23 protein-coding genes and 5 pseudogenes are annotated in these 25,428 nt (G+C 67.6%); 13 read left to right on the forward strand and 15 right to left on the reverse strand.

The annotated features are described in order from the left end of the window. Nucleotides 1–66: 66 nt before the first annotated feature. Both ABCR94_RS24525 and ABCR94_RS24530 read left to right on the forward strand, forming a co-directional pair. A complete protein-coding gene (locus ABCR94_RS24525; protein ID WP_347122202.1) occupies nt 67–1,047 on the forward strand; it encodes a glycosyltransferase family 2 protein in 981 nt (326 codons plus the stop codon). Continuing rightward, on the forward strand, nt 1,047–2,462 hold the full coding sequence (locus ABCR94_RS24530; RefSeq protein WP_347122203.1) for an alpha-2,8-polysialyltransferase family protein: 1,416 nt from the start codon (nt 1,047–1,049) through the stop codon (nt 2,460–2,462). The genes ABCR94_RS24525 and ABCR94_RS24530 overlap by 1 nt, the downstream gene beginning before the upstream one ends. Nucleotides 2,463–2,479: 17 nt before the next feature. Here the strand turns inward: ABCR94_RS24530 and ABCR94_RS24535 are convergent. The 4 genes and pseudogenes from ABCR94_RS24535 to ABCR94_RS24550 all read right to left on the reverse strand — a co-directional run. Then, nucleotides 2,480–2,650, reverse strand: a pseudogene (locus tag ABCR94_RS24535) (putative immunity protein); the annotation flags it as partial. Between the two features lie 99 nt (nt 2,651–2,749). Further along, on the reverse strand, nt 2,750–3,091 hold the full coding sequence (locus tag ABCR94_RS24540; protein ID WP_347122204.1) for a hypothetical protein: 342 nt from the start codon (nt 3,089–3,091) through the stop codon (nt 2,750–2,752). Between the two features lie 253 nt (nt 3,092–3,344). Next, nucleotides 3,345–4,217, reverse strand: coding sequence for a polysaccharide deacetylase family protein (locus ABCR94_RS24545; RefSeq protein WP_347122205.1), 873 nt, complete (start codon nt 4,215–4,217; stop codon nt 3,345–3,347). Between the two features lie 84 nt (nt 4,218–4,301). Further along, nucleotides 4,302–6,116: an oleate hydratase gene (locus ABCR94_RS24550; RefSeq protein ID WP_347122206.1), complete on the reverse strand. Its 1,815-nt coding sequence runs from the start codon at nt 6,114–6,116 to the stop codon at nt 4,302–4,304. Between ABCR94_RS24550 and ABCR94_RS24555 the strand changes: the two genes are divergently transcribed. Then, nucleotides 6,056–6,508 carry a MarR family winged helix-turn-helix transcriptional regulator gene (locus ABCR94_RS24555; protein ID WP_347122207.1) on the forward strand — a complete coding sequence of 151 codons (453 nt, stop codon included), beginning with the start codon at nt 6,056–6,058 and terminating at the stop codon, nt 6,506–6,508. The two genes, ABCR94_RS24550 and ABCR94_RS24555, sit on opposite strands and share 61 nt — an antisense overlap. Nucleotides 6,509–6,519: 11 nt before the next feature. On the opposite strand, the gene ABCR94_RS24560 is transcribed toward ABCR94_RS24555, so the two are convergent. After that, entirely contained in the window at nt 6,520–7,026 is a 507-nt protein-coding gene (locus tag ABCR94_RS24560) for a Uma2 family endonuclease (protein ID WP_347122208.1), read from the reverse strand. Between the two features lie 106 nt (nt 7,027–7,132). Between ABCR94_RS24560 and ABCR94_RS24565 the strand changes: the two genes are divergently transcribed. Then, nucleotides 7,133–8,134 (forward strand): L,D-transpeptidase family protein, encoded by a 1,002-nt coding sequence (locus ABCR94_RS24565; RefSeq protein WP_347122209.1) that lies wholly within the window; start codon nt 7,133–7,135, stop codon nt 8,132–8,134. A gap of 247 nt (nt 8,135–8,381) precedes the next feature. Here the strand turns inward: ABCR94_RS24565 and ABCR94_RS24570 are convergent, their stop codons facing one another. Both ABCR94_RS24570 and ABCR94_RS24575 read right to left on the reverse strand, forming a co-directional pair. Next, the gene (locus ABCR94_RS24570) at nt 8,382–9,449 is read right to left on the reverse strand and encodes a hypothetical protein (RefSeq protein ID WP_347122210.1); all 1,068 of its coding nucleotides are present in this window, start codon (nt 9,447–9,449) and stop codon (nt 8,382–8,384) included. Beyond that, nucleotides 9,449–10,204, reverse strand: coding sequence for an RNA polymerase sigma factor (locus tag ABCR94_RS24575; RefSeq protein WP_347122498.1), 756 nt, complete (start codon nt 10,202–10,204; stop codon nt 9,449–9,451). The genes ABCR94_RS24570 and ABCR94_RS24575 overlap by 1 nt, the downstream gene beginning before the upstream one ends. 709 nt (nt 10,205–10,913) lie before the next feature. On the opposite strand from ABCR94_RS24575, the pseudogene ABCR94_RS24580 reads away from it, so the two are divergent. After that, a pseudogene (locus ABCR94_RS24580) lies at nt 10,914–11,227 on the forward strand (TerC family protein); the annotation flags it as partial. Between the two features lie 440 nt (nt 11,228–11,667). Here ABCR94_RS24580 and ABCR94_RS24585 read toward each other — a convergent pair. From ABCR94_RS24585 to ABCR94_RS24595, 3 genes and pseudogenes are all read right to left on the reverse strand, one after another. After that, a pseudogene (locus ABCR94_RS24585) lies at nt 11,668–12,601 on the reverse strand (TerC family protein); the annotation flags it as partial. Between the two features lie 326 nt (nt 12,602–12,927). Then, nucleotides 12,928–13,515 carry a hypothetical protein gene (locus ABCR94_RS24590; protein WP_347122211.1) on the reverse strand — a complete coding sequence of 196 codons (588 nt, stop codon included), beginning with the start codon at nt 13,513–13,515 and terminating at the stop codon, nt 12,928–12,930. Between the two features lie 198 nt (nt 13,516–13,713). Next, nucleotides 13,714–14,220 (reverse strand): universal stress protein, encoded by a 507-nt coding sequence (locus tag ABCR94_RS24595; RefSeq protein ID WP_347122212.1) that lies wholly within the window; start codon nt 14,218–14,220, stop codon nt 13,714–13,716. Between the two features lie 151 nt (nt 14,221–14,371). On the opposite strand from ABCR94_RS24595, the gene ABCR94_RS24600 reads away from it, so the two are divergent. The 5 genes and pseudogenes from ABCR94_RS24600 to ABCR94_RS24620 all read left to right on the forward strand — a co-directional run bounded on the left by ABCR94_RS24600 (nt 14,372) and on the right by ABCR94_RS24620 (nt 17,384). Continuing rightward, nucleotides 14,372–14,683, forward strand: coding sequence for a helix-turn-helix transcriptional regulator (locus ABCR94_RS24600; RefSeq protein ID WP_347122213.1), 312 nt, complete (start codon nt 14,372–14,374; stop codon nt 14,681–14,683). A 49-nt stretch (nt 14,684–14,732) separates the two neighbouring features. Then, nucleotides 14,733–15,023: a transposase gene (locus ABCR94_RS24605; protein WP_347122214.1), complete on the forward strand. Its 291-nt coding sequence runs from the start codon at nt 14,733–14,735 to the stop codon at nt 15,021–15,023. 29 nt (nt 15,024–15,052) lie between these two features. Beyond that, nucleotides 15,053–15,634, forward strand: a pseudogene (locus ABCR94_RS24610) (IS3 family transposase); the annotation flags it as partial. 51 nt (nt 15,635–15,685) lie between these two features. Beyond that, entirely contained in the window at nt 15,686–17,080 is a 1,395-nt protein-coding gene (locus ABCR94_RS24615) for an IS30 family transposase (RefSeq protein ID WP_521977843.1), read from the forward strand. Nucleotides 17,081–17,132: 52 nt separating this feature from the next. After that, entirely contained in the window at nt 17,133–17,384 is a 252-nt protein-coding gene (locus tag ABCR94_RS24620; RefSeq protein ID WP_347122215.1) for an integrase core domain-containing protein, read from the forward strand. Here the strand turns inward: ABCR94_RS24620 and ABCR94_RS24625 are convergent. The 3 genes from ABCR94_RS24625 to ABCR94_RS39175 all read right to left on the reverse strand — a co-directional run bounded on the left by ABCR94_RS24625 (nt 17,336) and on the right by ABCR94_RS39175 (nt 18,946). Next, nucleotides 17,336–17,779: a transposase gene (locus ABCR94_RS24625; RefSeq protein ID WP_347122216.1), complete on the reverse strand. Its 444-nt coding sequence runs from the start codon at nt 17,777–17,779 to the stop codon at nt 17,336–17,338. The two genes, ABCR94_RS24620 and ABCR94_RS24625, sit on opposite strands and share 49 nt — an antisense overlap. 219 nt (nt 17,780–17,998) lie before the next feature. Continuing rightward, nucleotides 17,999–18,535, reverse strand: a complete 537-nt coding sequence (locus tag ABCR94_RS24630; RefSeq protein WP_347122217.1) for a hypothetical protein — start codon at nt 18,533–18,535, stop codon at nt 17,999–18,001. A 108-nt stretch (nt 18,536–18,643) separates the two neighbouring features. Further along, a complete protein-coding gene (locus ABCR94_RS39175; RefSeq protein ID WP_521977713.1) occupies nt 18,644–18,946 on the reverse strand; it encodes a DNA/RNA non-specific endonuclease in 303 nt (100 codons plus the stop codon). Between the two features lie 686 nt (nt 18,947–19,632). On the opposite strand from ABCR94_RS39175, the gene istA reads away from it, so the two are divergent. Beyond that, nucleotides 19,633–21,108, forward strand: coding sequence for an IS21 family transposase (istA, locus tag ABCR94_RS24635; protein ID WP_521976416.1), 1,476 nt, complete (start codon nt 19,633–19,635; stop codon nt 21,106–21,108). A 60-nt stretch (nt 21,109–21,168) separates the two neighbouring features. Beyond that, a complete protein-coding gene (gene istB / locus ABCR94_RS24640) occupies nt 21,169–21,942 on the forward strand; it encodes an IS21-like element helper ATPase IstB (protein ID WP_347116964.1) in 774 nt (257 codons plus the stop codon). Nucleotides 21,943–22,045: 103 nt separating this feature from the next. Here istB and ABCR94_RS24645 read toward each other — a convergent pair. Further along, nucleotides 22,046–22,519, reverse strand: a pseudogene (locus ABCR94_RS24645) (RHS repeat-associated core domain-containing protein); the annotation flags it as partial. Between the two features lie 353 nt (nt 22,520–22,872). On the opposite strand from ABCR94_RS24645, the gene ABCR94_RS24650 reads away from it, so the two are divergent. Beyond that, a complete protein-coding gene (locus ABCR94_RS24650) occupies nt 22,873–23,394 on the forward strand; it encodes a YcxB family protein (protein ID WP_347122218.1) in 522 nt (173 codons plus the stop codon). Between the two features lie 1,075 nt (nt 23,395–24,469). Here the strand turns inward: ABCR94_RS24650 and ABCR94_RS24655 are convergent. Further along, entirely contained in the window at nt 24,470–24,991 is a 522-nt protein-coding gene (locus ABCR94_RS24655; protein ID WP_347122219.1) for an HAD domain-containing protein, read from the reverse strand. Nucleotides 24,992–25,428 lie beyond the last annotated feature (437 nt).

Consider the following 25,428-nt stretch of genomic DNA (forward strand, 5'->3'; position numbering starts at 1 on the left):
CGTCGTTCACCCACGGTCTTTCCGGGCGTCGCAACGAATGCCGGAGTACGCCCTAGCGTCGCGGGGGTGGTCAAGCTCTCCGTCATCGTGCCGTTTTTCAACGTGCAGACATACGCGCCCGACACCCTGAGAAGTCTCCGTGCGAACGCACGCGACGACTTCGAATTCATCCTCGTCGACGACTGTTCGACCGACGAGACCCCAGAGATCCTGCAGCGCGCGGAGCAGGAGCTTCCGGGCGCTGTCCTGATCAGACACGAACGCAACGGCGGTCTGGCCACCGCCCGCAACACCGGCCTGGACGCCGCCCGCGGCGAGTACCTCACCTTCCTCGACGGCGACGACTGGCTGGCCCCCGGCCACTACCCACGCCTGCTCACCGCCATGGAGGAGCTGGGCTGCGACTTCGTACGCACCGACCATGTGCAGTGCACCGGGCGTACGCGCACGGTCCATCGCGTCCCGCAGGGTCGGCGTGGCGTCGTCATGTCGCCGCGCGAGGCGATCCTGCCCGCCACCAGGTCCACCTCGGTGGACTACGCCTTCGCGTGGGCCGGCATGTACCACCGGCGGCTCGCCGACCGGGGGCTGCTGCACTTCACGGACGGCCTACGGACGGCCGAGGACCGGCCGTGGATCTGGCGGCTGCACCGGGAGGCGGAATCCTTCGCCACCCTGAGCACCCTGGGCACCTTCTACCGGCGCGGAGTCGCCTCCTCGCTGACTCAGATCGGCGACGTACGGCAGCTCGATTTCATCCGCGCCTTCGACCAGGTCATCGAAGAAACAGCTAAGGACCGGGACGCGGACCGGCTTCTCCCGAAAGCCGTACGCACGTACTGCGCCATTATTTCCCACCATTTGGGAAGCATCGAAAGGTTCGAACCGGCCGTGGCAAGGAAATTGCGGACGATGAGCGCGGCGGCGTTGCGGCGGATGCCGCAGGACGTTCTGAAGGACGCGCTGGATTCGATGGACACGGAGCGTTCCGCACGGCTGCGCCGACTGCGCCGCCGCCCCTCGATCGGTGCGGGGGCCACGGCCTGATGGGCACGACGCAGATCTTCCTCGCCTCCACGCTGTACGGCGCCGCGACACTCGCCGCCGCGATCGACAGCGACTGCTTCGGCCCGGCCGACCGCAGGCTGCTGCTCGTCAGCAACAACGCGACGACCCCCGAGACGACCCCGTCCCTCGACGAGATGCCGGGCTTCGACCGGCTGCGCGACCGCTTCGACGGGCTGCTGTCCTGGAACGAGACCATCGCCCCGTTCCACCCGGGGGGCTGGGCGCCGCGCGCGGACGACATCCCCCTGTGGGAACGCCACCTGCGCCTGCTGTGGGACCTGGGCGACGACACGGTCGAGCTGGCAGTGGAGTCCATCCAGGTCAATCCGGCACTGGCGCTGACCCAGCTGTTCACGGACGCGCCGATCGATGTGTACGCCGACGGGCTGATGAGCTACGGCCCGACCCGCAACAAGATCGACCCGCTGGTGGGCATGCGCGTACAGCGCCTGCTGCACCTGGACCTGGTGCCGGGGCTCGAACCGCTACTGCTCGGCGAGTTCGGCGTCCGGCCGGAGCTCGTCCCGACGGACACCTTCCTGAAGGTGCTGGCGGAGGTGTCGGAGACCTCGGACGCCTCGGACGCCTCGGATGACTCGACGACGCATCCGGATCTGCCCGCCGACGCGGCGCTGCTCCTCGGCCAGTATTTGTCCGCGCTCTCGATCCTCACCCCGGAGGAGGAAGAGGACCTGCATGTCCGGATGCTCCGCGGGACAGTGGCACGCGGCCATCGCCGGATCGTCTTCAAGCCGCATCCCACGGCCCCGGCCCGCTGGTCGCGCCTGCTGGAACGGGAGGCGGCGGCGCTCGGCGTCGAGCTGACCGTCCTGGACAGCCCGCTGCTGGCAGAGGTGCTCTACCAGCGGATCCGCCCGGCGCTGGTGGTCGGCTGCTTCTCCACGGCGCTGCTGACCGCGAGCACGTTCTACGGGATCCCGGTGGCCCGCACCGGAACCGACGTACTCCTGGAACGCCTCGCGCCGTACCAGAACAGCAACCGCGTCCCCGTCACGATCGTCGATGCCCTGGTCCCCGACCTGGAGAGCGGTGCTCACGCGGGCACCTCCGACGCGAGGGTGGGCTCGCCTGCGGATGTCCCTGCGGACGCCTCTGTGGACGCCTCCGAGGACGTCCCTGACCTGGCAGGTCTGCTGAGGGCGGTCGGTTTCGCGATGCAGCCGCAGATCCGCCCGGACCTGCGGCCGGCCGCCGAGACCTATCTGACCCGGCACCTCGGCCCCCGCACCCGCCGCTACTTCAAGCGCCGCCGCCTGACGATGCTCGCGCTGCCCGGCGCGCTCCCGGCCCAGCTCGCCTTCATCCCGCGCAACGCGACGGTGCGCGGGGTGGCCCGCCGGGCCCGCCGCCTGAAGCGGGTGGCGCTGGGCTGAGCCTGTGCCGACGCGGTGCAGGAGGCGTATGTACGGGCCCGGGGCCGGTCGTCGTCCGGGCACGCGTTCTCGAAGTACGGGAGCACATGCTCGGCGCAGTCGGCGGCCCAGTGCAACAGGGCCCGGTGGTCCTCCTGGTCGGCCTGGTCGGCCTTGCGGTCCCCCACTGCCCCACCCGCTTTCCCCACCGGCCGCGCAACCGCGTCCGCATCTCACACATCCGACAGCCCTCTGACACACCAGAGGTATCAGACAGGGGCCAGAGAGAGGGATCAGGGAGGCAGGGGTCAGAAGAAGATGACCGACCGCAGCTTGAGGCGCTCGCTCGCGCCGCCGCCGGGCCGCATCGTGAAGTTGTCACCGGAGCAGTCCACACCGGTGAACGCGGTGGCGTAGGAATCGGTCCAGTTCCTGGGTGCCTCCGCGGGCGCCGAGGTGTACTCCACGGCCGCCTCCGGAATCGTGATGCAGACACCGGACTCGGGGGACGGCAGGACGCCGGTCTGATCGGAGCCGTCATCGCCGAGATACGAGTAGGTGAACACGCCCTCCGCGGCGTAGGCGGAGCCGGGGACGGCCAGAAGCAGGGCGGCGCCGGCCGCGGCGGCCAGGGTGTGACGAAGACGCATCGTGGAATTCCTTCGATTCGGGCACTTGGCAGTGCTGGTCGGGCGCAGCGTGCGGTGCCCCACCGTGGGCTCGAAGATTCCGGCTTTCTGCGAGGAATGCCGCTGAAACGATCCCGCCTCACCCGTTCGGCCGACGCCACCACCCGTACCGGTCGGTTGCGCGTTTCGCTCGTGGGCGCTCGTGGTTGTGTGCGGGTTGACTTGGACCACACGCCAATTCGTAGCGTTCAAGCGGCTGCTCGGGATCGGCCGCCTACCGGGGCACGTTGGTCCGGGACCAGACCGATTGGAGGGCCCGGTAGTCGATCACTGTGATGTCCTCCTGCCGGAGGAGATCGCGGGCCTCGGGTGACGTAAGGAACTCGTAGTCGGTCAGGCGCACCCGCCAGCCGCCGTCGATCGCCTGCGACTCCGCGTTGCCCAGGCCCGGATGTACCGCCCACTCGCTGAGGCCGGCGGGGAGGGCGCGCAGCAGTTCGGCGTAACGGGACGACTTGCCGTCGAGGTCGAGGGCGAAGCTGTCCAGGAAGTCGTTGTCGGTGACCGGCAGGCCGCGCTCGCGCATCTTCAGGCGGCCCGGATCGAGCCAGACCCGTACCGCCAGGCCGTACTCCGCGGCCAGCGCCACGGTCAGGTCGAGGATGTCTTCGCGTCCACCGTCGGCCAGGCAGTGCCAGTCCAGATGGGTCGGCGTCAGCCCGGCGTCGACCACCGCGTCGATCTGGGCGCGGAATTCGAGCTCCACCTCGTCGATACGCGCCGCGGTCAGGAGCGCGGCACGACCGGCCGTGGTGGGGGTGAACAGCTCGCCCGCCGCGTCGAGCAGCGAGGGCACCTTGTCCTTCGCGGCCAGCGGACCCCACGTGTAGTGGGTCGTGTCGCAGACCAGCGTGAGGTGGATCCCGAAGGGGATCTCAGGCCGTTCACGGAGCAGGTGCATCGCGTGCGGCGCCCATGGACACGGCGCCATCAGGCTGCACGAACTGCCGATGCCCTGCTCGATGGATTCGATGATCGCGACGTTGACCGCGTGATATATCCCGAGGTCGTCGAGGTTGACTATGAGCACGCGCGCATCGGGCGAAAACCCCAGCAGCTCGCTCGACTTGAGGGCAGATCTGTCCATGCCCTCACTATGGGCGAATCGTATGCGAGCGGCTGGGAATATCGGTTGGCCTCCGGAGAGCACTACGGGTTGCTGTCAGTTCCGTCAGTTCCGGTGCAGAGTCTGCAGAGCCTCGACGAGGATCTTGGGATCGTGGCCGCCCTTGAATACCGGCGGCGGCTGCTTGTCGAGGCCGAGCAGTCCGGCGACGGCGGTCCAGGCGGTGCGCACGGAGTACTCGACCGTGAAGACCACGTCGTCAGGGACCTCCGCGTACTGACCGATGAACGCGAGGTTGGTGGACTTCGCGGGGACGACCTGGGGGCGGTCACCCGCCTTGCGGACCAGGAACTGACTGGTGATGTAGGGCATCATCGCCGGGATCACGATCGATCCGTCGAGAATCTGCGGGCGCTCCTCGAAGCGCAGGTGCTGAAGGACCTCGTCCAGGATCTCGCGGCCGGTGCACTGCGACATCGGCTTGCGCACGAAGTCCCCCTCCTTGTCGGGGAACAGGGCGTATCCCCACCAGACGAAGGCGTCTTCCGGCTGCTCACGGAAGTGCGGCTGATGGTTGAGGACGATGGTGAGCAGCCAGTTGGAGTCCTTGAAGGTGATCAGGCCGCCCTTGCCGGCCTCGCTGCCGCTGAACTTCTCCATCAGCTTGAAGAAGACCGGGTCCTTGGTGGTGACCGTGAACGACTCCCAGGTGGAGTCCGCGGTGGTGGAGTCGAAGACCTTCGGGTCGCCCAGCCCCGCGCGCTTGGCCGCCAGGGTCTCCCACAGCTCCCAGGAGCCACTGGAGGTGGTGGTGTCCGGCACGGGGACGGTGTCGGTTGAGCCGAGCGTCGAGTTCGCGGTCATCGACCCGTTGGTCACCATCACCAGGTCACCCTCGTCCAGGGTGATCTCCTCCGTGGTTTCCGACGATTCCGATGATTCCGACGTCTCCGTCGTCTCCGTCGTCTCCGTCGTTCCGCCACGGACGCAGGTGATCGCCTCCACGGTCAGCGCGTCACCGGGCGCCAGCCGCAGATCGGTGACGCGGGTGCCCAGTCGCAGGGTGACGCCCTGCTCGGTGAGCCACTTCAGCAACGGGCGCACGATCGAGTCGAACTGGTTGAACTTGGTGCGGTAGATCCCGGACATGGAGTCGAAGGTCTTGAAGAGGTGCACAAAGCGGTTGAGGTAGTGGCGGAACTCGATCGCGCTGCGCCACGGCTCGAACGCGAACGTGGTGCACCACATCGCCCAGAAGTTCGTACGGAAGAACTCCTCGTGGAAGCAGTCCGAGATGCGCTTGCCGTCCAGCAGCTTCTCCGGGGTGGCCACGCACTTGACCAGCTGAAGACGGTCGCGTTCGGTGAAGGTCATCGAGTGCGCGTCGATGACCTTGCCCTCGGCATCCACCAGCCGTGCGTGGTCGTCCCACGCGAAGTCCTCGTGGAAGGCGAACGTGTCCTCGGTGACGGACTTCGAAGGGTCGTCCAGCGAGGGAATGGAGGACAGCAGGGCGTAGGTGCAGTCGAAGTGCACCTCGAACATCCGCCCACCCCGCATGGTGTACCCGGTCTCCGGAGAGCCGGCCGCGTCCAGGCTGCCGCCCTCGCGGTCCTGTTCCTCCAGGATCACGATGTCCGCTGCCGCGAACCCGCCGTCGCGGATCAGAAATGCCGCCGCCGACAGCGACGCGATGCCGCTGCCCACCAGATATGCCTTCGCCATGGCCGTCCCTCTATCCTTGTCCGACTTGTCCGACACGAGGTTCCCGGACAGATGGAGTGCACGTACCCGACGGACTGGGTTCGACGACCCCCGCACCTTGACCTCAAGCGGGCTTGGGCTTCTACCTTTGCCATATGGAATACACACATGACGACACGGGACTTGCACGCCAGCCAATCGGCTACTGGGCCCCATCCGCGGGCCGGGCGGCGGTCACCCATATCCGTTCCGCGCTCGCGGAGTTGGGGCTCAATCAGCCCCAGTGGTGGGTACTGAGCCGACTCACCGAGCACCCGGACGGGCAACCGCGCGCGGAGGTCACGGCCTTCCTCCAGGGGTACATGGACGAGGGGACCACACTGGACGGCGACATCACATCACTCGTCTCCCACGGCCTGGTCGACGAGGACGGCCCGCGGCTGCGGATCACCGCCGAGGGCAGCGAACTCCAGGCCAGGACCGCCGCACGTCAGCGGGAACTGCGGGAGGAGATCCACGCGGGGATACCGGACGAGGATTACGTACGTACGATCAAGGTCCTCCAGCGCATGATCCACAACGTGGGCGCGGAGGCGTGGCACCACTGAGGGGGCCCGGGTCAGTCCACAGCTCCGTCGAGATCGCCGTCGAGGAGCCGGTCAACGGAGAGCTCCATGGTGAAGCCCACCGAATCCGGCACCTGGACGGACGTCCCCCGCTTGTACGGCGTGCGGGTCTTGTACTCGCCGTCCCTCGGGTCGGTGTACAGCAGGACCTCGCCGTGCTTGCGGTCCACGACGACATAGATAGGGATGCCCGCCTGCGCGTAGGTGTCGACCTTGGTGCCCAGGTCGTCCGCCCAGTTGGAGGAAGTCACCTCCAGCACCATGCGGAAGACGTGCGGCGCGTAGCAGTTCTTCTGGACATGGGCGTCCCGGAAGCCATGATCGACGACCGAGAGGTCGGGGACGGCGAAGTCCTCGGGGCCTGTGGGCAGCCACAGGCCGATGCCCTGCACCATCCTGAGGCCTGCCTGACGCGCTCTGGCGCCGAAGTCCTCGCTGAGCCAGGACAGCGCCAAGGTGTGCGCTCCATCAGCCAGCGGTGTCACAGTGAGCGTCGCCATCTCCTGTACCCCCCGGTAGCCCCTGGGTTTCCATCATGCGCGGGCTTTCGCGGCCGGGCAGAACGGGGAACAGTGCCTGGGGACGGACGAGATACCGGGGGCGGAAATGAACCAGCACAGCCGCAGCAGCAGCCAGAACAGCCGGAACAGGCGGCAGGAGCGGGAGCAGGAGCAGAACAGAACGGACCATCGGGCGGTGCTCATACGCAGGGCCCTCGCCGCGACGGCGGTGGTGGCCGTGACAGTGACCACGGGGTGCGCGGTGCGGGCCGAGGGGGCGGGTGCCACTCCCACCGGCGCCCGCGCCGGGGCGGCGGCCGGACCCGGGGGCACGAAGGCGCCCGCACCGGCGCACAAGCCCGTGAGTGCGCCCTCCACGGCGCCGCGATCGGCCTCGCCGGCCGCCTCGTCCCCGGCCGCTGCCCCGGCCGTGTCACCGTCGGCCGTCACGCCGTCGAGGAGGGCCGCACCCAAGCCCCGCACGCTGATGGTGAACGGCTCCGGGGGCGCCCAGGTGCGGGAGCTCCAGGCCAGGCTCCGACAGAGCGGCCACTTCGACCGCAGCCCCACCGGCTACTACGGCACGGTCACCGCCGCCGCGGTCTCCTCGTTCCAGGGCGGGCGCGGCCTGGCCCGTACGGGCCGCACGGACACCGTGACCTGGCAGAGGCTCCTGGCGACGACCGACGAGCCGACCCGCTCCGAGCTGTACCCGCCGACCACCGAGACGGTCGCGAAGCCTGATCCGCGGTGTATGGAGGGCCGGGTCCTGTGCATAAGCAAGAACAGCCGCACGCTGGCCTGGATGATCGACGGGCGGGTCGTCTCCGCGATGGACGTGCGGCTCGGGTCGCAGTACACCCCCACCCGTGAAGGGACGTTCACGGTGTACTGGAAGTCCCGGCACCACGTCTCGACGCTGTACGACACCCCCATGCCGTACGCCATGTTCTTCAGCGGCGGCCAGGCGGTGCACTACTCGGCGGACTTCGCGGCCCGGGGCTACAACGGTGCCTCGCACGGCTGCATCAATGTCCGGGACCAGGGAAAGATCGCGAGCCTGTTCACCCAGGTACGCAACGGCGACGAGGTCGTCGTGTACGGGTGAGGCGAGGTGGGGCCACCCGAGGTGGGCTGAGTCAAGCGGGCCGAGTCGAGCGGGCCGAGTGAAGTGGGCGCGGGCGGGATCGGGGGAACGTTCCCGCCCGCGCCGTGTGCGCGGAGCCGTAGGCACGGGGGGAACCCCGGCTCGTCGCGCGGCCGATGACCAGTCGGCTCACTCTCTACTGCGCCACCGGCCCAAAAAACGTCACACCATGCCGTAGCGAAGGAAAAAGCGCAGTTCAGGTTGAGTTTCAGGCAGCCGATCCGACAGCGGACGCCGCGTGGTCCGGGAAGGACAGCGGGACGTAGGAGACCGGGGGGACGGGCAGATCGCCCGTGCCGGGAGCACCCTGGCTGCCGCCGTCCTTGCCATCGCCACCGTCCGCATTGCCGTCGTCGCCGCCGCCACCGCCGCCGCCGTCATCGCCACCGTGGTCGCCGCCGCCCGGCCGGCTGTCCGAGCCGTCCAGCAGCCGGTCGCAGAAGCGGGCCACCCGGTGGGATCCTCTGGCCGCCGTGTCCAGGCTGCGCCTGTGCTCGGGGGCGAGGTCGCCGCTGCGGTAGTCGCGGCAGGCCTGGACCGTCCTGCGGTGCCAGGTGGCGTTTCCGCTGCCGCCGCTGTTGCCGCCGTTGTCCTGGGGGGCCTCGGTGGTCGGGTCCTGTCCCGGTTCCGGGGTGCCGCCGCCGGGGGGCGGGCCGTTGTCCGGCGGCGGGGTCGGCTCGTGCGTGCCGTCCGTACCTCCGAGGTCGTGGCCGGGCGTCGCGCTCTCCTCGTCCGGGGCCGGGGTCGACGGCGGGACGGACCCCGGCGCGCTCGGGGCCCCGGTCAGCGCCTCGGAGGCGAGCGGCTCCGGGGTCGCGGCGGCCGAGACGGAGGTCCCGGGCGTCGGATCGGCGCCGAGGCCGAAGGGCGCTGGCAGCACACCCGTGCCGCCCGCGACCGCGACGCCGCCGAGCGCGACCCCGGCGAGCGCGGCGGCCAGGCCGAACCGTACGGGGCGCCCCCAGCGCGCGGGCGCGGGTCTTCCACGGCCGGCGGTCAGCGTGACGCGGGTGGGGGCCGCGCCGATACGTACGGAGGGGATCGCGTCCGGGGACGCCGCTCTGGCGTTGCGGAAGGCCGCCAGAGCGGCCGCCTCACCGGGAAGTTCGGCGGGGGCGCCCGTCTCGGGGCCGCCCGCGCGGGCCAGCCCGTCGAGGGCGGCGGCGAGGCGCTCGGCCTTGGCCCGTACGTGATCGTCGGCAGACTCGACCGGCTCGCCGCTCAGCAGTCGCTCCGCCGCGTCCTGGTCGAGCCACTCGTCACGCTCGTCGGCCATCACATGTCCTTCTGCGTCCGCACGCGCGAATGCGTCACACCGGCGGACGTCACCCAGCCCGGCATCCGGTTCCGCTGCGGCGGTACGGCGTCCAGTTCCGGCCGCTCGTCCACCGCGCCCGCCACCGTACCGCCGCCCGCTCCGTCGCGGCTCCCGGCCGGTGAAGGATCACCGGCGCCGAGGCCGGGGCCCGTGTCCGGCGAGATCTCCGCGGCCAGCAGTTCGGCCAGCCGCTTCAGCCCGCGATGGGCCGCGGTCCGTACCGCGCCGGGGCGCTTGCCCAGGGTCTCCGCCGCGCTTTTCGCGTCGAGCCCGACGACCACGCGCAGGACGACCGCCTCGGCCTGGTCCTGCGGGAGCTGTGCGATGAGGGCGAGCGTACGGCCGGTGGCGAGGGCTTCCATCGCCTCGCCCGCGGTGTCGGACTCGCCCGGCCGGCCGGCCAGTTCCGTCTCGTCACCGCCGACGGCCGGGCGCCTGCCCCGCATGCGGATGTGGTCGAGTGCGCGATTGCGCGCGATGCGCGCGGCCCAGCCTCGGAAGCGGTCGGCGTCGCCGCTGAACCTTTCGAGGTCGCGGGTGATCTGGAGCCAGGACTCCGAGGCGACATCCTCCGCCTCCGAGTCCCCCACCAGCGTGCGTATGTAGCCCAGCAACCGCGGGTGCACGGAGCGGTACACAGCACGGAAGGCTTCTTCGTCCCCGTCCTGCGCCGCGAGCACCGCGGTGGTCAGCTCCGCGTCGTCCCCCAGCACTCCCTCAACCTGTCCCCAGTCGCCGCTGGTCACCACCGTCGCACAGCCCTGCGCGAACCCGCACGCTACGACGTCTGACGGGGCCCCGTCCACAACTTGTACAACCTGCAACGACCTGCTGACTCAGCGCGGTGTGACAGAAAACGCATCCATGGCGCTGAGTGGAGTACGGGCCGTCGCACGGTCCGCACGGACGGCGGCCGGGGTCACTCCTGTGGGGGGTGGCGACCCCGGTCGTCTTTCGGTCTTTCCGCGCTCTGACCTGCGGGTATGTTGGGCGTCGACCACCCCCGTGGCCAGCAGCGTGGCCAGCGCGTCACGCGAGCTTCCCGAGACCAATGTGCTCAGCCGTCCCAGACGCCAGCTTGCGGGCCCCCTCGACCCGACGCTTTCCGTACTGGGCCATGGTGTAGCCCGGTGAGTGGTGCCTCACGTTCGCCGAGACCTCCACAGGGTTCTCCCCCGCCTCCAGGTCGTTCGTGACCTCGCTGTGCCGCCAGTCGTGAATGCGGAACCGGTCGGGGAGGTCCAGCCTCCGCCTAGAGCGTCGCCGTGATCCTCGGTCCAGGTCCGGCGGAGCCCCCGCCGCGCACCGCAAGAAACCACAGACTTCCATCTGAGGGCCGTGCACTCCGGCACTGGCCGAGGGGAGCGTGATGAGCGTGCTTGAAGTTCCGTCTGGCTGTTGGCGGTGTTCGGCGTGACGGTGATGGTGTCGCTGTCGGTGGATCTGCTGGCCCACCGCAGCGCGCATGTCATCGGATTCAAAGAAGCCACCAGATGGAGCGCATTGTGGGGCGGCCTCGCGCTGATCTTCGCAGCGGTCGTCTTCCTTTTCCTGGGCACAACGGCCGGAACTGAGTACACGACGGCATGGCTACTGGCGAAGAGCCTGTCCTTCGACAACCTGTTCGTCTTCGCCATGATCTTCGCCTACTTCAAGGTCCCCCGCCCCTACCAGCACCGCGCACTGTTCTCGGCGTCATCGGCGCGCCGGTCTTCCGCGGCGCGATCGTGCTGGCCAACGACCCGGCGGGGATCCGGTGGGCCGCCTGATGTGACGGGCCCGCGCTGTCGATTTCGTTACCGGTCCGGGGAGTGCTTGCGACCGGGGTCCAACCGAAAGTCGGAGCAGTCGCGGTTTTGACATGCACCCGGGCCCCACACCGGAACGAATACGCCGAGGGTCTTGCGGCGGTGGACTGCGACCGGCACGGGTTGCTTGCAGGCCGGACACACGTACGCTTCGCGCTTACGCTTCAGTTTGCCCATTTCTTTACGATATGCCCGTATTGACGCGCTGGGAAGTGCCCTGCCCCCTCGTTGTGGTCGTGGGCGGGGTTGAGCGTCCCGATCCGGTGAACCCGTTGGGGGCTCAGGGGCATCCACCACAGGCGGAGGGGTGGGCTGCTCGGTGGTCGCGGAGGCGGCCCGCTGCTCGTCGGCCTGTTCCACGGTGCCGGTCGGGGCGGGCCTTCTGAGGCTGAGCACTACGGAACCCGTCAGGACGATGACGATGACTGCGAGGCTGATCGGTGAGGGGATTTCCGGGATGCTCGGGCTGATCATCTTGTGGGATGCCTGGAAGATGAGCTTGACGCCGATGAAGGCGAGGATGATCGCCAGGCCCTTGCTCAGGTAGTGGAAGCGGTCCAGGAGGCCGGCGAGCATGAAGTAGAGGGCCCTCAGGCCGAGGATGGCGAACGCGTTGCTGGTGTAGACGATGAAGGCGTCGTCGCTGACCGCAAGGACGGCCGGAACACTGTCGACAGCGAAGATCAGGTCGGCGGCCTCGATGGCCGCGACCACCGCGAGCAGCGGAGTCGCCACCCTCTTGCCGGCTTCTTTGACGAAGAACTTCGCCCCGGCGTACTCCTCCCGCACCGGGATGATCTTGCGGAGCATCCGTACGGCAAAGCTCTTGCCCGGGTCGAAGCTCTCCTGCTCGTCCTTGAGGAGTTTGTAGGTGCTGTAGAAAAGGACCGCCGCGAAGGCGAACAGCACCGCGGTGAAGCGGCTGACCACGGCCACGCCGAGGGAGAGGAAGATCCCGCGGAATACGAGCGCGCCGATGACTCCGAAGAACAGCACGCGGTGCTGGTAGGCGCGGGGCACCTTGAAATACGCGAAGATCACGGCGAAGACGAACAGGTTGTCGACCGACAGGCTCTTCTCCAGCAGCCAGGCTGTCGTGTACTCGGCGCCGGCCGTGGTGCCGAGAACGAGGAAGACGACCGCGCCGAAGATCAGGGCGAGGCTCACCCACAGGCCGCTCCAAGCGGCGGCTTCCTTGAAGCCGATGACGTGCGCGGTGCGGTGGGACAGCAGGTCTACCGCCAGCGACACGACCACCGTCGTGGCGAACGCCCCCCACAGCCAGAGCGGGACCTCAAGCACACCGAACACCTCACCATGGCCCGCGCGAATTACGCCGACCCATATACAGGAGTGTCCGGCATTGCGCCCCCGGGAGCATGCGGAGCGGGTGAAGTCGGCAGGAGGCATGATGTGGTCGCACATCGCCGTTCTGACGCGCGGCCGACTCCTTGCACCATCCCTGGCCGGCTGACCCGCCAGCGCCGTTCACGGCCCCCGCCTGCCCGCTTACGGACTTTGCCCGACCGGGCGCCCCGCTCAACGTCGTGGTGGGGGCGCGCCTGCCCATCCGCGCGACACCTTGCCGACGGCAGCGACACCTCACCGATGAGCACGCCCGTTTTGTCTCAATGTGCATCGGCGCCGTGAATGCCTGTCCCGTCGGCATTTTCAGCGTCGCCCAACAGCCAGGGGTCGGCCATGGCGTGGATCCCGAGCTGTTGGGGTGCCCCAGTGGAGCGTCTCAGTCGCCGCGTGATGGGTGAGGTGTATCCGGTCAGGGGCACGGGGCTGAGGACCATGTCCGTACCGGTGCGGTAGGCGAGCCGTTGCACCTGGTCGGTGGGCAGGGCCTGGTAGGGGTTGATGCGCGCGGGCACCACCAGGGTGGTGGTCCGGACGGGGCCGGCGCGGGCGATGACGGGCAGCACGGGGGCGAGGATGGCGTCGGTTTCGGCCTGGATGCGGCGTGCGCGGGCGTGGTGCAGCAGGGCGTTGATGCTGAAGCCGGTGGTGCGGACGATGGCGGCGGCGGTGACCGGGCGTCCGGTGCGGGCGGAGAGGTCGGCCGCGTGGGCGGCGACCGCCTGATCGGCGCGGGAGCCGGTGAACATGGCCATAACGCTGCCGTCGGCGCGCAGGAAGAAGTGGTGGACGTGGACCTCCGGCGGAGCCGGGGACGGGGCGGCCGGCTGGGGCGCCTGGATCGTGGTCATGGCGAGTCCTTTGCGTGCGGGCTGCGGCTGACAGCGGACTGGTGGCGTGTGGACTCAGTGGGAGGCTGGTCGGCTCCGCTCGTGCCGTCTGCCTCAGTCCCGGCCGGTTGCTGGTCCTCGGTTTCGGCGGACAGGTCATTCATCGAGGAACGTTTCCTCTCTCAGGGCCGGACGGCAGGTCACTCGCAGGAGGGGTGGTCACGGCGCGGGCGCTCGCAGGGGTGTCCAGGCGGCGGGGGCGACCGCGTGGACATGCGGGCCGCCGCGCAGGGCCGCGGCCTCGATCAGGGTGAACGCGTCGAGCCCTTGCGGTCCGCACCGGGCGGCCACCACGTCCGCAGCCCGGTGGCGGGTGGCCAGGGCCAGCAGCTGCTTAGCCGCCGCCAGCCGCGACCCGTTTCCCGCCGGCAGGTGGAAGACCTCGGGGATGTAGCCCGTGGCGTGCGGGCCGACCTTCGGCATGACCCGGGCGAGCACCGCCCGTACCGGCGTGGAGGCCGGGCCGCAGGAGCGGCGGATGTGCGGGGGCATCACGGCGATCAGCAGCAGCGGGACGCGGCGGGCCAGCGCCATACGTGCTGCGGTCTCGGCCACCGCCACATCGTCGAGGCGGTCGGTCAGCACCGCCGCCACCGGCTGGACAAGACCCACCCGCGCAGGGCGGTGGACGCTGTTGCGTGCGGGGTGGGAGAGCAGTCGGGTCATGGCATTTGCCTGCCTTCCTTAACAGGGGGAATCCCCTCAATCGTCACCCCGCCACTCGACATGCGTCAACAGTTACGCGAATTTTTTTTCGCTAATGAAGCTTCGCATGAATGGGATGAATATGCGAAGCAGGGTTCGTATGATGGAGGGCATGGGTACTACACCGGCACGCGGCGACCAGTGGACGTTTCTGACCAACCACGCACGGGTGCTGCTGTGGATCGCCCGCGACCCGGAGGTCCGGCTGCGCGATGTCGCCGCCGGGATCGGTATCACCGAACGCGCGGTGCAGATCATCGTGGCCGACCTGGAAGCCGCGGGGTACCTGACCCGCACCCGGGTCGGCCGCCGCAACCGCTACACCATCGACTCCAGCGTCGCCCTGCGCCACCCCTTGGAGGCCGACCATCCCGTCGGCGACCTCCTCGGCCCCTTCCTCCACCGCGAGGACACACCGGACTGAGGTTCCCCTCGTAGCGTGGAGTCCGTGGCTGCAGGGGAAGTTGAGAGTCATGGCGGAGAAGCGACGGGTGTTCAAGCCGGAGTTCCGTGAGGGGGCTGTACGGATCGTGACGGAGACCGGGAAGTCGATCCCCGAGGTTGCGCAGGACCTCGGCATCAACCAGACGACGCTGGCGAGTTGGGTGTCGCGGGTGAATCGTGCCGGCGGAGGCCAAGCGGCGGACGAAGCCGAGGAGAACGCCCGGCTGCGGCGGGAGAACGCCCAGTTGAAGAAGGACAACAAGGAGCTGGCCATGGAGCGTGATGTCCTCAAACGCTGCATGGTCCTGTGGGTGAAGTAGCTGTGGCGGACCCGGTCGTGGTGGCCGGGGTGATCAGCGACCAGAGGACCGAGCACGGCATCCCGCACACCGTCTCATGCCGTGCGCTGGGGGTGCGCGAGTCGTGGTTCTACAAGTGGCGCATGGCCGAACCCACCGGGCGTGAGCTGCGGCGGCGGCAGCTGGAGGAAGCGATCGCGGGCGTCTTCGAGAAGTCCGGCGGCACCTACGGCTCCCCGAAGGTGTTCATCGAGCTGGTCCGCACGGGCTGGCGGATCTCGGTGAACACGGTCGCGAAGGTCATGGCCGATCTCGGCCTGGCCGGACGCAAGATCAGGCGTCGTCGGTGCCTGACCAGGCAGGGGAAACGGCCGGCCGCACCGGACTTCGTGAAACGCGACTTCACCGCGGAGGAACCCGATCTTGTCTGGGTGGGTGACATGACCGAGATCGTTACTGGAGAGGGCAAGCTGTATCTCGCCACGGTCATCGACCTGCACTCCCGGCGCCTGCTCGGCTACGCGATGGGTACCTTCCACGACGCCGACCTGGTCGTGGCCGCGCTGAACATGGCCGCGGCGACCCGCGGCGGTGACGTACGGGGCGTGATCTTTCATAGCGACCGCGGCAGCGAAGCGGATTCAAGTGGTCGTCGCAACACCTCCATCGTGGAGGAGCGGGTTGTGGCACATGGAAGAGCGCGTGCGGCCATTCAGGCCGGTCGTCCGCCGCTGCGGTCGCCGGGGCGTCCCCCGGTCAACCGGCGTGCGGAGAAGCAGCGGTTCTGGCGGAGGATCGCTGAGGGGTTGTCCAGTGAGGACGCGGCGGTCGCGTGCGGCGTGTCGCAGGCGTTGGGGCCGCGGTGGTTTCGCGAGGGTGGCGGCATGCCGCCGATCAGTCTCGATCCATCGTCGGGACGGTACTTGTCGTTTGCCGAGCGTGAGGAGATCGCACTGCTGCGGGCGAAGAAGCGCGGGGTCAGGGAGATCGCTCGCCAGACTGGCCGTTCGCCGTCGACGATCTCGCGGGAGCTACGGCGCAATGCGGCGACGCGTGGAGGTCGTCTGGACTACCGGGCCTCGGTCGCGCAGTGGCATGCCGACCGGCAGGCCCGCTGGCCCAGGACGTCCAGGCTCGCCGACAACGGGCAACTCCAGCAGTACGTACAGGACCGGCTTGCTGGCGCGATCAGCGCAGCGGACGGCAGCGGGATCCCAGGTCCGCACACGCGCTGGATTGGGCGACGGCACGGCCGTCGGCAGGACCGGCGCTGGGCGACCTCCTGGAGCCCGGAGCAGATCGCCCGCAGACTACCGGTCGACTTCCCCCATGATGAGTCGATGCGCATCTCACACGAGGCGATCTACCAGGCCCTCTACGTCCAGGGACGTGGTGGTCTGCGCCGCGAGCTGGTGGCCTGTCTGCGCACCGGCCGGGCCTTGCGCGTTCCCCGGGCACGCACCCGCGGCCGTGGCAGGAAGTTCGTCACCGAGGAGGTCAGGATCTCCCAGCGGCCTGCCGAGGCTGAGGACCGGGCGGTGCCCGGACGCTGGGAAGGCGACCTCATTATCGGCCTGAACAGCTCCGCGATCGGCACCTTGGTCGAGCGCAGTACCCGGTTCACGATGCTGCTGCACCTTCCGCCCATGCCCGGACACGGCGGGCCCCGCATCAAGAACGGCCCGGCACTGGCCGGGCACGGAGCCGAGGCCGTGCGTGACGCCGTGGGCATGACGATCACGGCACTGCCCGAACAGCTCCGCAAGTCGCTGACCTGGGACCAAGGCGCGGAGATGGCTCAGCATGCCCAGCTCCGCATCGATACCGGCCTGGAGATCTACTTCGCCGATCCCCACAGCCCGTGGCAGCGCGGCACCAACGAAAACACCAACGGCCTGCTCCGGCAGTACTTCCCCAAGGGCACCGACCTGGCCCGGCACACGCGCGGGGATCTCGACGCCGTCGCTTCCGCCCTCAACTCCCGCCCACGCAAGACACTCGGCTGGCGCACTCCCGCAGAAGCGCTCAACGATCACCTACTCTCGCTACAGAGCAGCGGTGTTGCAACGACCCCTTGAACCTGAGGAATACACCTCACGGAAGTTCGGCCGGGCCTGCCGGAAGCTGGGCGTGTTTCAGTCGATGGGCCGAGTCGGATCCTGCTTCGACAACGCCGTGAGCGAGGCATTCAACAGCGTCCTCAAGGTCGAGTACGTCTACCGGCACACCTTCACCACCCGGGCCGAGGCCCGGATCAGGATCGCCACCTGGATCACCGACTTCTACAACACCCGTCGGCTACACAGTGTGTGCGACTACAAGAGCCCGATCGACTACGAACGCGAGTACCGGGCCGGCCTCAGCGTGGGGCTGGCTGCATAGCAAGGGCTCCACACTTCGAGGGGATTGACAGTTGCGGACATCCCCGTCAGACCGCAGTGCTGGTAGGCCACCCCGACCGACTGCGCCTGCGTGTCGTCGATCACCAGCGAGGCGTCCGGATCGCCCAGATGTGTCACGACGTAGTCGCGGACCGCGTCCCGCAGCAGGTCAGCACACCACACCGAGCCGTTCAGCAGCCACTGCATCCGATCCGCGGTCACATGCCCGGCCCGCTCGGCCAACGTCCAGCCGTTCTTCCTCGGCAACTCCGCCAGCAGCCCCGCGACGAACTGCGCGAACACCACCCGAGGCTCCGGCCGGTTGAACAAACGCCACATCGAGCCGGTCAGTTCGGTCAGCGCCGCGTCCCACCCGGCTATCTGCTCAGCCGTCACACTCTGCATCATGCCCGGTCAACGACGAACGAAGACCCCCGTCACATGATCTCCGGCTGTAGTACTCGTGCGTCGTCGGGTAGGTCGCCAGTTCGGGCAGGTTTGCCCGCAACAGCGGCTCGAGCGCAGCTCATCCGACGCGATCTGCGGTCACCCAGTGTCCCGGCCGCTCCACTCGGCATCCGCACACAACCATCAAAGACATTTCGCCTGTCTTCGTCAGCCAGCAACTGGAGTGAAGGAAGGTCGCGGGATTGTGCGCGACACACTGAACGGACGAAAGTCAGGGTCCGTCAAGACGCGAAATGCAAATTCAGGAACAGAAATGTCGAAACGTCGCCAATTCGTCGAATCAGCAACACGAGCCAGAATGGGCCACTCGCCCGCAGTTTCCGGTTCGACTAGCCAATAGAATTCATCAGCCGACCGACTCGAACCCCATGGAATAAGCCCACCCTTTCCCGGTTCGTAGATTCGGTAGGGATCGAAGATCGGGTCGACCTCGTCGTCGCTGACGCCGAACTCGAGAGCGTCATCCAAAAACCCACGCCAACGGGTGATCAGGTCGAATACCTGACTCTGGTCTACGGAAAGTACGTGAAGGAAGTCCGAGAACTCTCCGCACCCAAAGAATACGCACAGCTGCTTGTAGTCGCTCGGGAGCTGCGTGCCCAATTCGCGTTCCATCGCTTCCCAAGCGATCGGAACACTTTTGGGCTTCCACTCGGTGGCATCCAGAAGTCGCTGAGTCCACACGGTAACCTCCACCAAGAATCAGAAGAATAAATCACACGGGCGGGCATCCCTAGCAGGATACCCGCCCTCACTCAAGCCGCTATCGGCGTTCTGGTGAGATTGCTGTGTTTATGGACTGGGTTCACGTCCCGTAGGTGTATTCCAGATCGTGGTGGCCCCGGACTCGCCGGTAGTAATGCTCTTCCAGGTGATGTCCAGATGGTCTGGTGCACCGTTGTCCCCAGTGTACCTCGCTCTCACCTGGTAATACATGGTTTGACCCAGGGCAATACGTCTCGCTATCTGGTTCTCGACCCGCTTCATCTGTGACATGTTTGGCTTCGCGTACAGCGCCACAAGGTTTCTTCTGTCCTCGCCCGAGCCGCCCAGTTGATTGGCGAGCAAATGCCCTCGGTGCATTCCGCTGCCCATTCCCGGAGGGGTAGCGGATTTCCGTCTGGGGGACGCGGGACAGGGGTGCCGAGAATGCTGGAATCGGCGTTGCCCTTGATCTCACCCGTGTCTCCGTCGACATAGCCGAAAGCACCTGGGCTCAGGCACGCGTAGACGCCTTGGGCGCGCTGCTTTTCGTCCAGCGGGCTGCAGTAGACGGCACTCTCGCCCTTACCACATGTGTCCTGCCCGACCGGGCGGTTGTGTCCCCAGTGGTACTCGTTCGCGGCCTCTGGCTCAACCAGCAGCCCCACATCGCAGTTCGGCTTCTCCCGGTCGTAGGAAACCTTGTCAGGCGTCTGTGTGTCGAAAGCCCCAAGGCCGGTGAGGAGTATCTCCATCACACCGAGGGCACCCTTGGGCGCCTTTGCTGCAGTCTTAGCACCGAGACCGACAGAAGACTTGATGCTGTCCCAGAAAGATTCGTGCCCGTCGAGTTCGATACCGCTGATGGGGTTGCCTGACGGCGGCCGTGGCAAAGTCCAGATGTGCGGCCAGCCGAGTCCAGGCTGATGGCCACCGGAAGTCCAGGTGGATGGCCGTCTGACCAGTGGTGTTCCTGATCACTTCCTTAACTGGAGGAGACCCCTCCGCCCGTTTGCTGGTGTTTGCACGCATCAGCTACCGGCCGGAGAGGTCCTGTGACGAAGTCTGACACGGAGATTATGGAAATCCTTGAGGCGTACGACCTGACCGGGACGGTCTGGTCGGCGGCGACCTTGACGGGGCACGACCCGAAGACGGTCAAGAGGTATGTCGAGGCCCGCAACGGCGGGCGCAATCCCTATGAGCGAGAGCCGCGGCCGAAGATGATCGACGCGTTCGGGGAGAAGGTCGAGGAGTGGGTCGAGCAGTCGAAGGCGACGATCCGAGCCGATGTGGTGCACGAGAAGCTCGTGAAGATGGGCTACCGGGGCAGCGAACGCTCGACGCGGCGGGCGGTGAACGCGGCGAAGAGCGCGTGGAAGGCGGGCAAGCGCCGCACGTACCGGCCGTGGATTCCCGAGCCGGGCCGGTGGCTCCAGTTCGACTGGGGCGAGGGTCCGCGCATCGACGGCCGTCGGACCTGGTTGTTCTGCGCGTGGCTGTCCTGGTCGCGGTTTCGGGTCGTGATCCCGGTCTGGGACTGCACGTTGGGCACGCTGGTGGCCTGCCTGGACACCACGCTCAGGCGGATCGGCGGGGCGCCGACCTACGTGCTGACCGACAACGCGAAGACGGTGACCGTCGAGCACATCGCCGGGATCCCGGTACGTCATCCGCAGATGGTCGCCGCGGGCCGGCATTACGGCTGCCAAGTGGTCAGTTGCGTGCCCTACGACCCCGAATCGAAGGGCGGCGCGGAAGCGACGGTTCGTATCGCGAAAGCCGACCTGGTGCCCACAGATGCGAACCTGCTGGCCGCTTACGACACCTTCTCCGAGCTCGCCGATGCCTGCCTGACCTGGTGCGATGCGGTGAACTCGCGCCGCCACCGGGCGACTGGGCAGATACCTGCGGACCGTCTGGACGTCGAACGCACCACGCTGCACGTCCTGCCCATCGAGCCGCTCGCGCTCGCGCTGGGCGAGGAACGGCTGGTCGGCTCGGACCGCACTATCAGCTTCAACTCGGTGCGCTACTCGACCCCGCCGGGATATACCGGCGCGAGGGTGTGGTGCCGGGTGGTCGGCGAGGAACTGTCCATCACCGCCCGCACCAACTCCGGTGATCTCTCGGAGATTTGGCGCCACGAGCTCTCCACCCCGGGTGTTCCGCAGATCATCGACGAGCACTACCCCGACCATCCCGACGGACGCAGCATCCACCAGCCGAGGCTGCGGCCCCGCTCGGAAGCGGAGATCGCGTTCGTGGGCATCGGCCCCGGAGCCGGGCGCTGGCTCAAGGAAGCCGGACCCGCCGGCGCCACCCGCATCCGCGCCAAGATGGCCCGCGCGGTCGAGCTGGCCGCCGTCCTGGGCAACGACAGAGTCGACCAGGCCCTGGGGCTGGCGGCCACAGCCGGGCGCTTCGCCGACGACGACTTGCTCTCGATCCTGGGACACATCGCCGACAGCAAGCCCGCCGGAGAGGTCGTCCGCGCGGACGAAGCCCACTCCGTCCAGAACGGAACCAGTGGCTGGCAGGCCCTGGGCCGCTGACCCAACACATCACCCACCAGCGAATCCTGACCGAACGTCTCATAAGAGAACGGCACCCCCATGAGCTTTCCCAACCCGCCCGCGATCCCCGAGGAACTCGACAAGCTCATGCGCCGCATGCGTCTGCCCTATATGCGCAAGGCGGCCCCGGACGTTCTGGCCACCGCCCGAGCTCAACGCTGGGACCCTGCCGAGGTGCTGCGGCTGCTGATAGCCGAGGAGGTCACCGGCCGCGACGCGGCCACCCGGCGCCTGCGGCGCCACTCGGCGAACTTCCCCACCGGCAAGACCCTGGGCTCCTGGCGGGCCGAGGACTCCACCATCCCCGAACCCACCCAGAATTCCCTCACCACCCTGGAATGGATCGGCCGCGCCGAGAACTTGGTGATCGCCGGCCCGTCGGGGACGGGCAAGAGCCACTTCACCGAGGGCCTGGCCCAGGCCGCGATCGAGAAGGACATGCGGGTGTCCTGGTTCACCCTGGAGACGCTGAGCACCGCGATCGGCAAGTCGAAGGTCGACGGGTCCACCGCACGGACCGTCGCCCGGATCTGCCGGGCCGATTTGATTGTCATTGATGACATTGGCCTGCTTCCAGTCGGCGAGGACGCCGCCGAGGCGTTCTACCGGATCATCGATGCCGCCTATGAGCGCCGTTCTATCGCGGTGACCAGCAACATTCATCCCTCGGGCTTCGACACGATCATGCCGAAGACTCTCGCGGGCGCGAGCACCGATCGCCTCATGCATCACGCTCACCTCGTGACCACCTCCGGCGACTCACATCGCCTCGCTGAGGCCCTCGCCGGGAAGGGAGTGGTCCCCTTGAACTGACCCCCCACCCCAGGAACACCACTGGCCACACGCCTGGGTTTCTGATGGCCACCAGCCTGGGCCTCCAACGGCCACCTACCTGGGCATCTCAATGACCGTTGACATTGCCCCCGGTGAACGCGTATCGGTTGCTCGTGTACGGATCGGCACCGAGATTCATGTCGGCGAGGGCGCCGTTGTACATGTCCCGGGTGGTGAATCGGTTGAGCCCCGGATTGTAGTCGCGAAAGCCCATGTCATACGTGCCCGACTGGGCGTCCCACCGCTTACCGTTGAAGCGGTAGGGGTTGTAAGCCTCCTTCGTAGGGTCACCGGCGTCTGGCTTGTCGATGCCGGTGAACTCCGACTTGTCGTCCGAGCCGTAGGCGGTGTAGCCATAGGTGGACTGGGTGTCGCCATTGCCGTCGGTCAGCGTTTCAACGTCGGTGTGGCTGTTGTAGCCGTAGTAGGCGTCCTCCGCCGTCCCGTTGGTGTTGTGCTTGACCTGAGACAGACGCTCGCCCCACGGGCTGTACTGGTACGACTTGGTCAGCGCGCCGGCGACTTCCTCGTTCAGAACCTCGCTGGACAGGCCCAGTCCCGTTCGCGGCCGGGCCTCCGAAGAGCACCCAGCGGGGAACGCCAACCGTCCCCTCTCCCACCAAGCGCACCCGCGGCCCCAAACGTCACTGCGGCGGCTCCCGCCCGTTCGGGCGCACTGCTGCAGGCCGAGATCTCACTGGCCTCAATCCACTCGGCGGGCGCGGCCACCGATCGGTTTCGTCCCCCGGCCGGTTGCTGCCGAGGACAACGGGTCGCCGACTGAACGTCCTTGCGAACGAAGCCGTCGCAAGCCATCTGCTCGCCGGCGGCGCCGGCCTCTGCTTCTCTGTCCGCCACCATTGATCATCTGCCGGTACAGTCCCTGCTCATCAGATCCAGGGAGGGCGCATGACCGTTGACGCTTCGGTGCACTTGACGTACGTGGTGACATGGCAGGAGATATCCGATGGACTCAAGATTCAGATGAGACACAGCCAGGTCGGACGCTGGTGCTATCGCATTCTGTGGGGACTGGTCGCCTTCCTCGTCCTGGTGACCGCAGCCAACGTGGTGACCAGAGGCGTTGACGCCGTGGGCGTGGGGGCATGGAGACTTGTTCTGATCGCCTGTCTTTCCCTGGTCGCGGTCCGCTGGTTGATGGCTCTGGCTCTGCTCGGCTACGCCCGGCATCTGGGCGAGCACCAGGTCACGGTCGACGACTCCGGAATCCGGACGATTTCCGAGCGGCATACGAATGACACCGGCTGGAAGTTCTACGGGCGCTGCGTCGAGGACCGGCGGGTGTTCGTGCTCCTCACGCCGGACGTGTGGGGAACAGGCGTGCTGATCCTGCCAAAACGTGGCCTGGATGCTCCCCAGGATTCGGAGCGACTGCGGGAGCTGTTCGCGCGACACATCGCAGCCGCGTGAGCGCAGGCTTGGGCTCGCGACTTCGCGACCAGCAGCACGCGATCCATACGCTGCCGTAGACCCGGGCACCCGATCCACAGGCCAGGGCGCGCCCAGGCAGCGCGACGTCATATCCCGAACCAGCCGTCGCTCGGCCGCTCCGTGACCTGCGTCGCCGCACTTGGCGACTGTGAGGCAAGGGGACTGGCGACATGGCTTGGGAGTACAAGATCGTCGCACTGTTCGGTGACGACACCACGAGTCAAGAGGCGGAACAGCAGCTCAGCGGACTCGGAGCAGAGGGTTGGGAAGCCATCTGCGCGGTGGGTCCGTTCATCTTTTCGGGGTCAGCACCAACCGCCCCACGCCTCCGGTCCCCGCCACCGATACATGGTGATCCGCGGCGCGTCGTTCAGGTGCTCATGAAACGGGAAAGGCCCGGCCCCCAGCAGCACACCTGGCGTGCTTCCGCGCGTGAACAGTGATCTTGCGCCTGGTGACCTGTGGACGCGAGGGGCTCTTCTGTTGGCGGCGCCGGGCTGCCTTTCTGCCAGGAAGTTGCCAGAGTGCAGGGAGTGGATGGATATGAGCCTACGATGTTGAGATGTCAAGGATTTGGCGGTAGTTGTGAACATTTTCAAGAATATTGCGGCAATGAAGTGAGCACCCACACGGGCCGTTGACCGAGCGCGCAGCCATTGCGCCTCGGCATCAAAGGCGTTTGGAATCTCACGAGCAAAGGGGTACGACCTGGTTCGCCAGGGGAGGTTTCCGTGCCGTGTGCTCCGCATCGGCCGCAGCCAGCGAGTCGTCACCGCACCCTTGCTCCGCGCCCTCGAAAGCCGCAAGCCGGAGTACAGCAGAGCCCACACCTGACACTGCACACCCTCACAACCCGCCACGCACGAACCCCGCCCGAGCACACCGGCGGGGGTTCCTCGTGTCACGTCGGTGTCACCGACTAGGCGGACTCCACTGACCGCAGGGCGCCTGAACTGGGTTTATAGGAATGCCCTGGACCAGCTGGACGCCCGCAGACGGTTTCTACGACATGTGCCAGGTGGTTCCCGCGGCCTCTTCATGTTCTCCAGCTGTGTCAGACCGGCTGTCGCAGCCACGACTCGAGAGCCGCATAGTCGCTGTCAGCCAGGCCACGGCGGGGATCGACGCGATGGAGCAGGGCTTGCCCCTGATGATGGGCAGCGACCCAGGCCCGATCGGTGTTCGTGATCTCGTCGTCGACCCAGGCGAACGGGCGCCCCGCAGCCCACGCGACAAGGGCACGGGTCTTCCAGTGCAGTCCGTTCCGTTCGTCCTGGTCATCGATATCGGACGGCTCCGGCCAGACCACCACCGCCAACTGCGGCAGACCAATGCGGGGCGCGATGCACTCGTTCGCGTCCGCCATCCATGTCGTCGCCCAGACCACCTCGCACGGGAGCGCCGCCAGCCGGGGTCCGTGCTCAGGATTAATCCTGGTCAGGAGCGGATTCGCGTCAGCATCGGGCAGTTCAGAACCCGTCGCATAGATCGGATACGGCTGGGACACCGCGCCGAACGGGATGAGTGGCCCATCGACATCGAGAAACAGCAGGGCACGCTGCACGGAACCAGTCACGGGAGCACGATAGCGGCGGATCCCACCAGTGCCCGCCTCGATGCCAAGCCCGACACCCGACCGTCGCCCCGCTTGCTGCTACTTCTCGTGAACATCCACGGGCCCCAAGATCCGCAACTGCTGCCCAAAACAGCAGACAAACGCTGCTGCTGGAAGTGAACGAAGCCAGTCCACCCCCGCTCGCGCGGGAACCACTGCGTCCGGGCCTCTTGACTCAGGGTACGAACCGGTCCACCCCCGCTCGAGCGGTGTTCGCCGCCGTGCTGGCCGTCCAGCAGCGCTTCCCGCGCGAGCGGGGGTGGACGGGGAGCGGCTCCGGCTGCCGCGACTGAGCTCCGGTGCCGATCCGGCCCCCGTGGACCAGCTCTGTGCCGTACTCGCTTGCCTAGGAAACGGACGCCCAGCAGCGTCTCCATGTTCGCCTCGATGATGCCCTG

Source organism: Streptomyces changchenzhani (assembly GCF_039766235.1).
Classification (GTDB): domain Bacteria; phylum Actinomycetota; class Actinomycetes; order Streptomycetales; family Streptomycetaceae; genus Streptomyces.

Bases quoted from the DNA above. Each gene is read 5' to 3' on its own strand.
- ABCR94_RS24530 (WP_347122203.1), top strand. From the start codon at position 1,047: ATGGGCACGACGCAGATCTTCCTCGCCTCCACGCTGTACGGCGCCGCG.
- ABCR94_RS24540 (WP_347122204.1), bottom strand. From the start codon at position 3,091: ATGCGTCTTCGTCACACCCTGGCCGCCGCGGCCGGCGCCGCCCTGCTT.
- ABCR94_RS24545 (WP_347122205.1), bottom strand. From the start codon at position 4,217: ATGGACAGATCTGCCCTCAAGTCGAGCGAGCTGCTGGGGTTTTCGCCC.
- ABCR94_RS24555 (WP_347122207.1), top strand. From the start codon at position 6,056: ATGGAATACACACATGACGACACGGGACTTGCACGCCAGCCAATCGGC.
- ABCR94_RS24550 (WP_347122206.1), bottom strand. From the start codon at position 6,116: ATGGGGCCCAGTAGCCGATTGGCTGGCGTGCAAGTCCCGTGTCGTCAT.
- ABCR94_RS24560 (WP_347122208.1), bottom strand. From the start codon at position 7,026: ATGGCGACGCTCACTGTGACACCGCTGGCTGATGGAGCGCACACCTTG.
- ABCR94_RS24565 (WP_347122209.1), top strand. From the start codon at position 7,133: ATGAACCAGCACAGCCGCAGCAGCAGCCAGAACAGCCGGAACAGGCGG.
- ABCR94_RS24570 (WP_347122210.1), bottom strand. From the start codon at position 9,449: ATGGCCGACGAGCGTGACGAGTGGCTCGACCAGGACGCGGCGGAGCGA.
- ABCR94_RS24590 (WP_347122211.1), bottom strand. From the start codon at position 13,515: ATGACCACGATCCAGGCGCCCCAGCCGGCCGCCCCGTCCCCGGCTCCG.
- ABCR94_RS24595 (WP_347122212.1), bottom strand. From the start codon at position 14,220: ATGACCCGACTGCTCTCCCACCCCGCACGCAACAGCGTCCACCGCCCT.
- ABCR94_RS24600 (WP_347122213.1), top strand. From the start codon at position 14,372: ATGGGTACTACACCGGCACGCGGCGACCAGTGGACGTTTCTGACCAAC.
- ABCR94_RS24605 (WP_347122214.1), top strand. From the start codon at position 14,733: ATGGCGGAGAAGCGACGGGTGTTCAAGCCGGAGTTCCGTGAGGGGGCT.
- ABCR94_RS39175 (WP_521977713.1), bottom strand. From the start codon at position 18,946: ATGGGCAGCGGAATGCACCGAGGGCATTTGCTCGCCAATCAACTGGGC.
- istA (WP_521976416.1), top strand. From the start codon at position 19,633: ATGGAAATCCTTGAGGCGTACGACCTGACCGGGACGGTCTGGTCGGCG.
- istB (WP_347116964.1), top strand. From the start codon at position 21,169: ATGAGCTTTCCCAACCCGCCCGCGATCCCCGAGGAACTCGACAAGCTC.
- ABCR94_RS24650 (WP_347122218.1), top strand. From the start codon at position 22,873: ATGACCGTTGACGCTTCGGTGCACTTGACGTACGTGGTGACATGGCAG.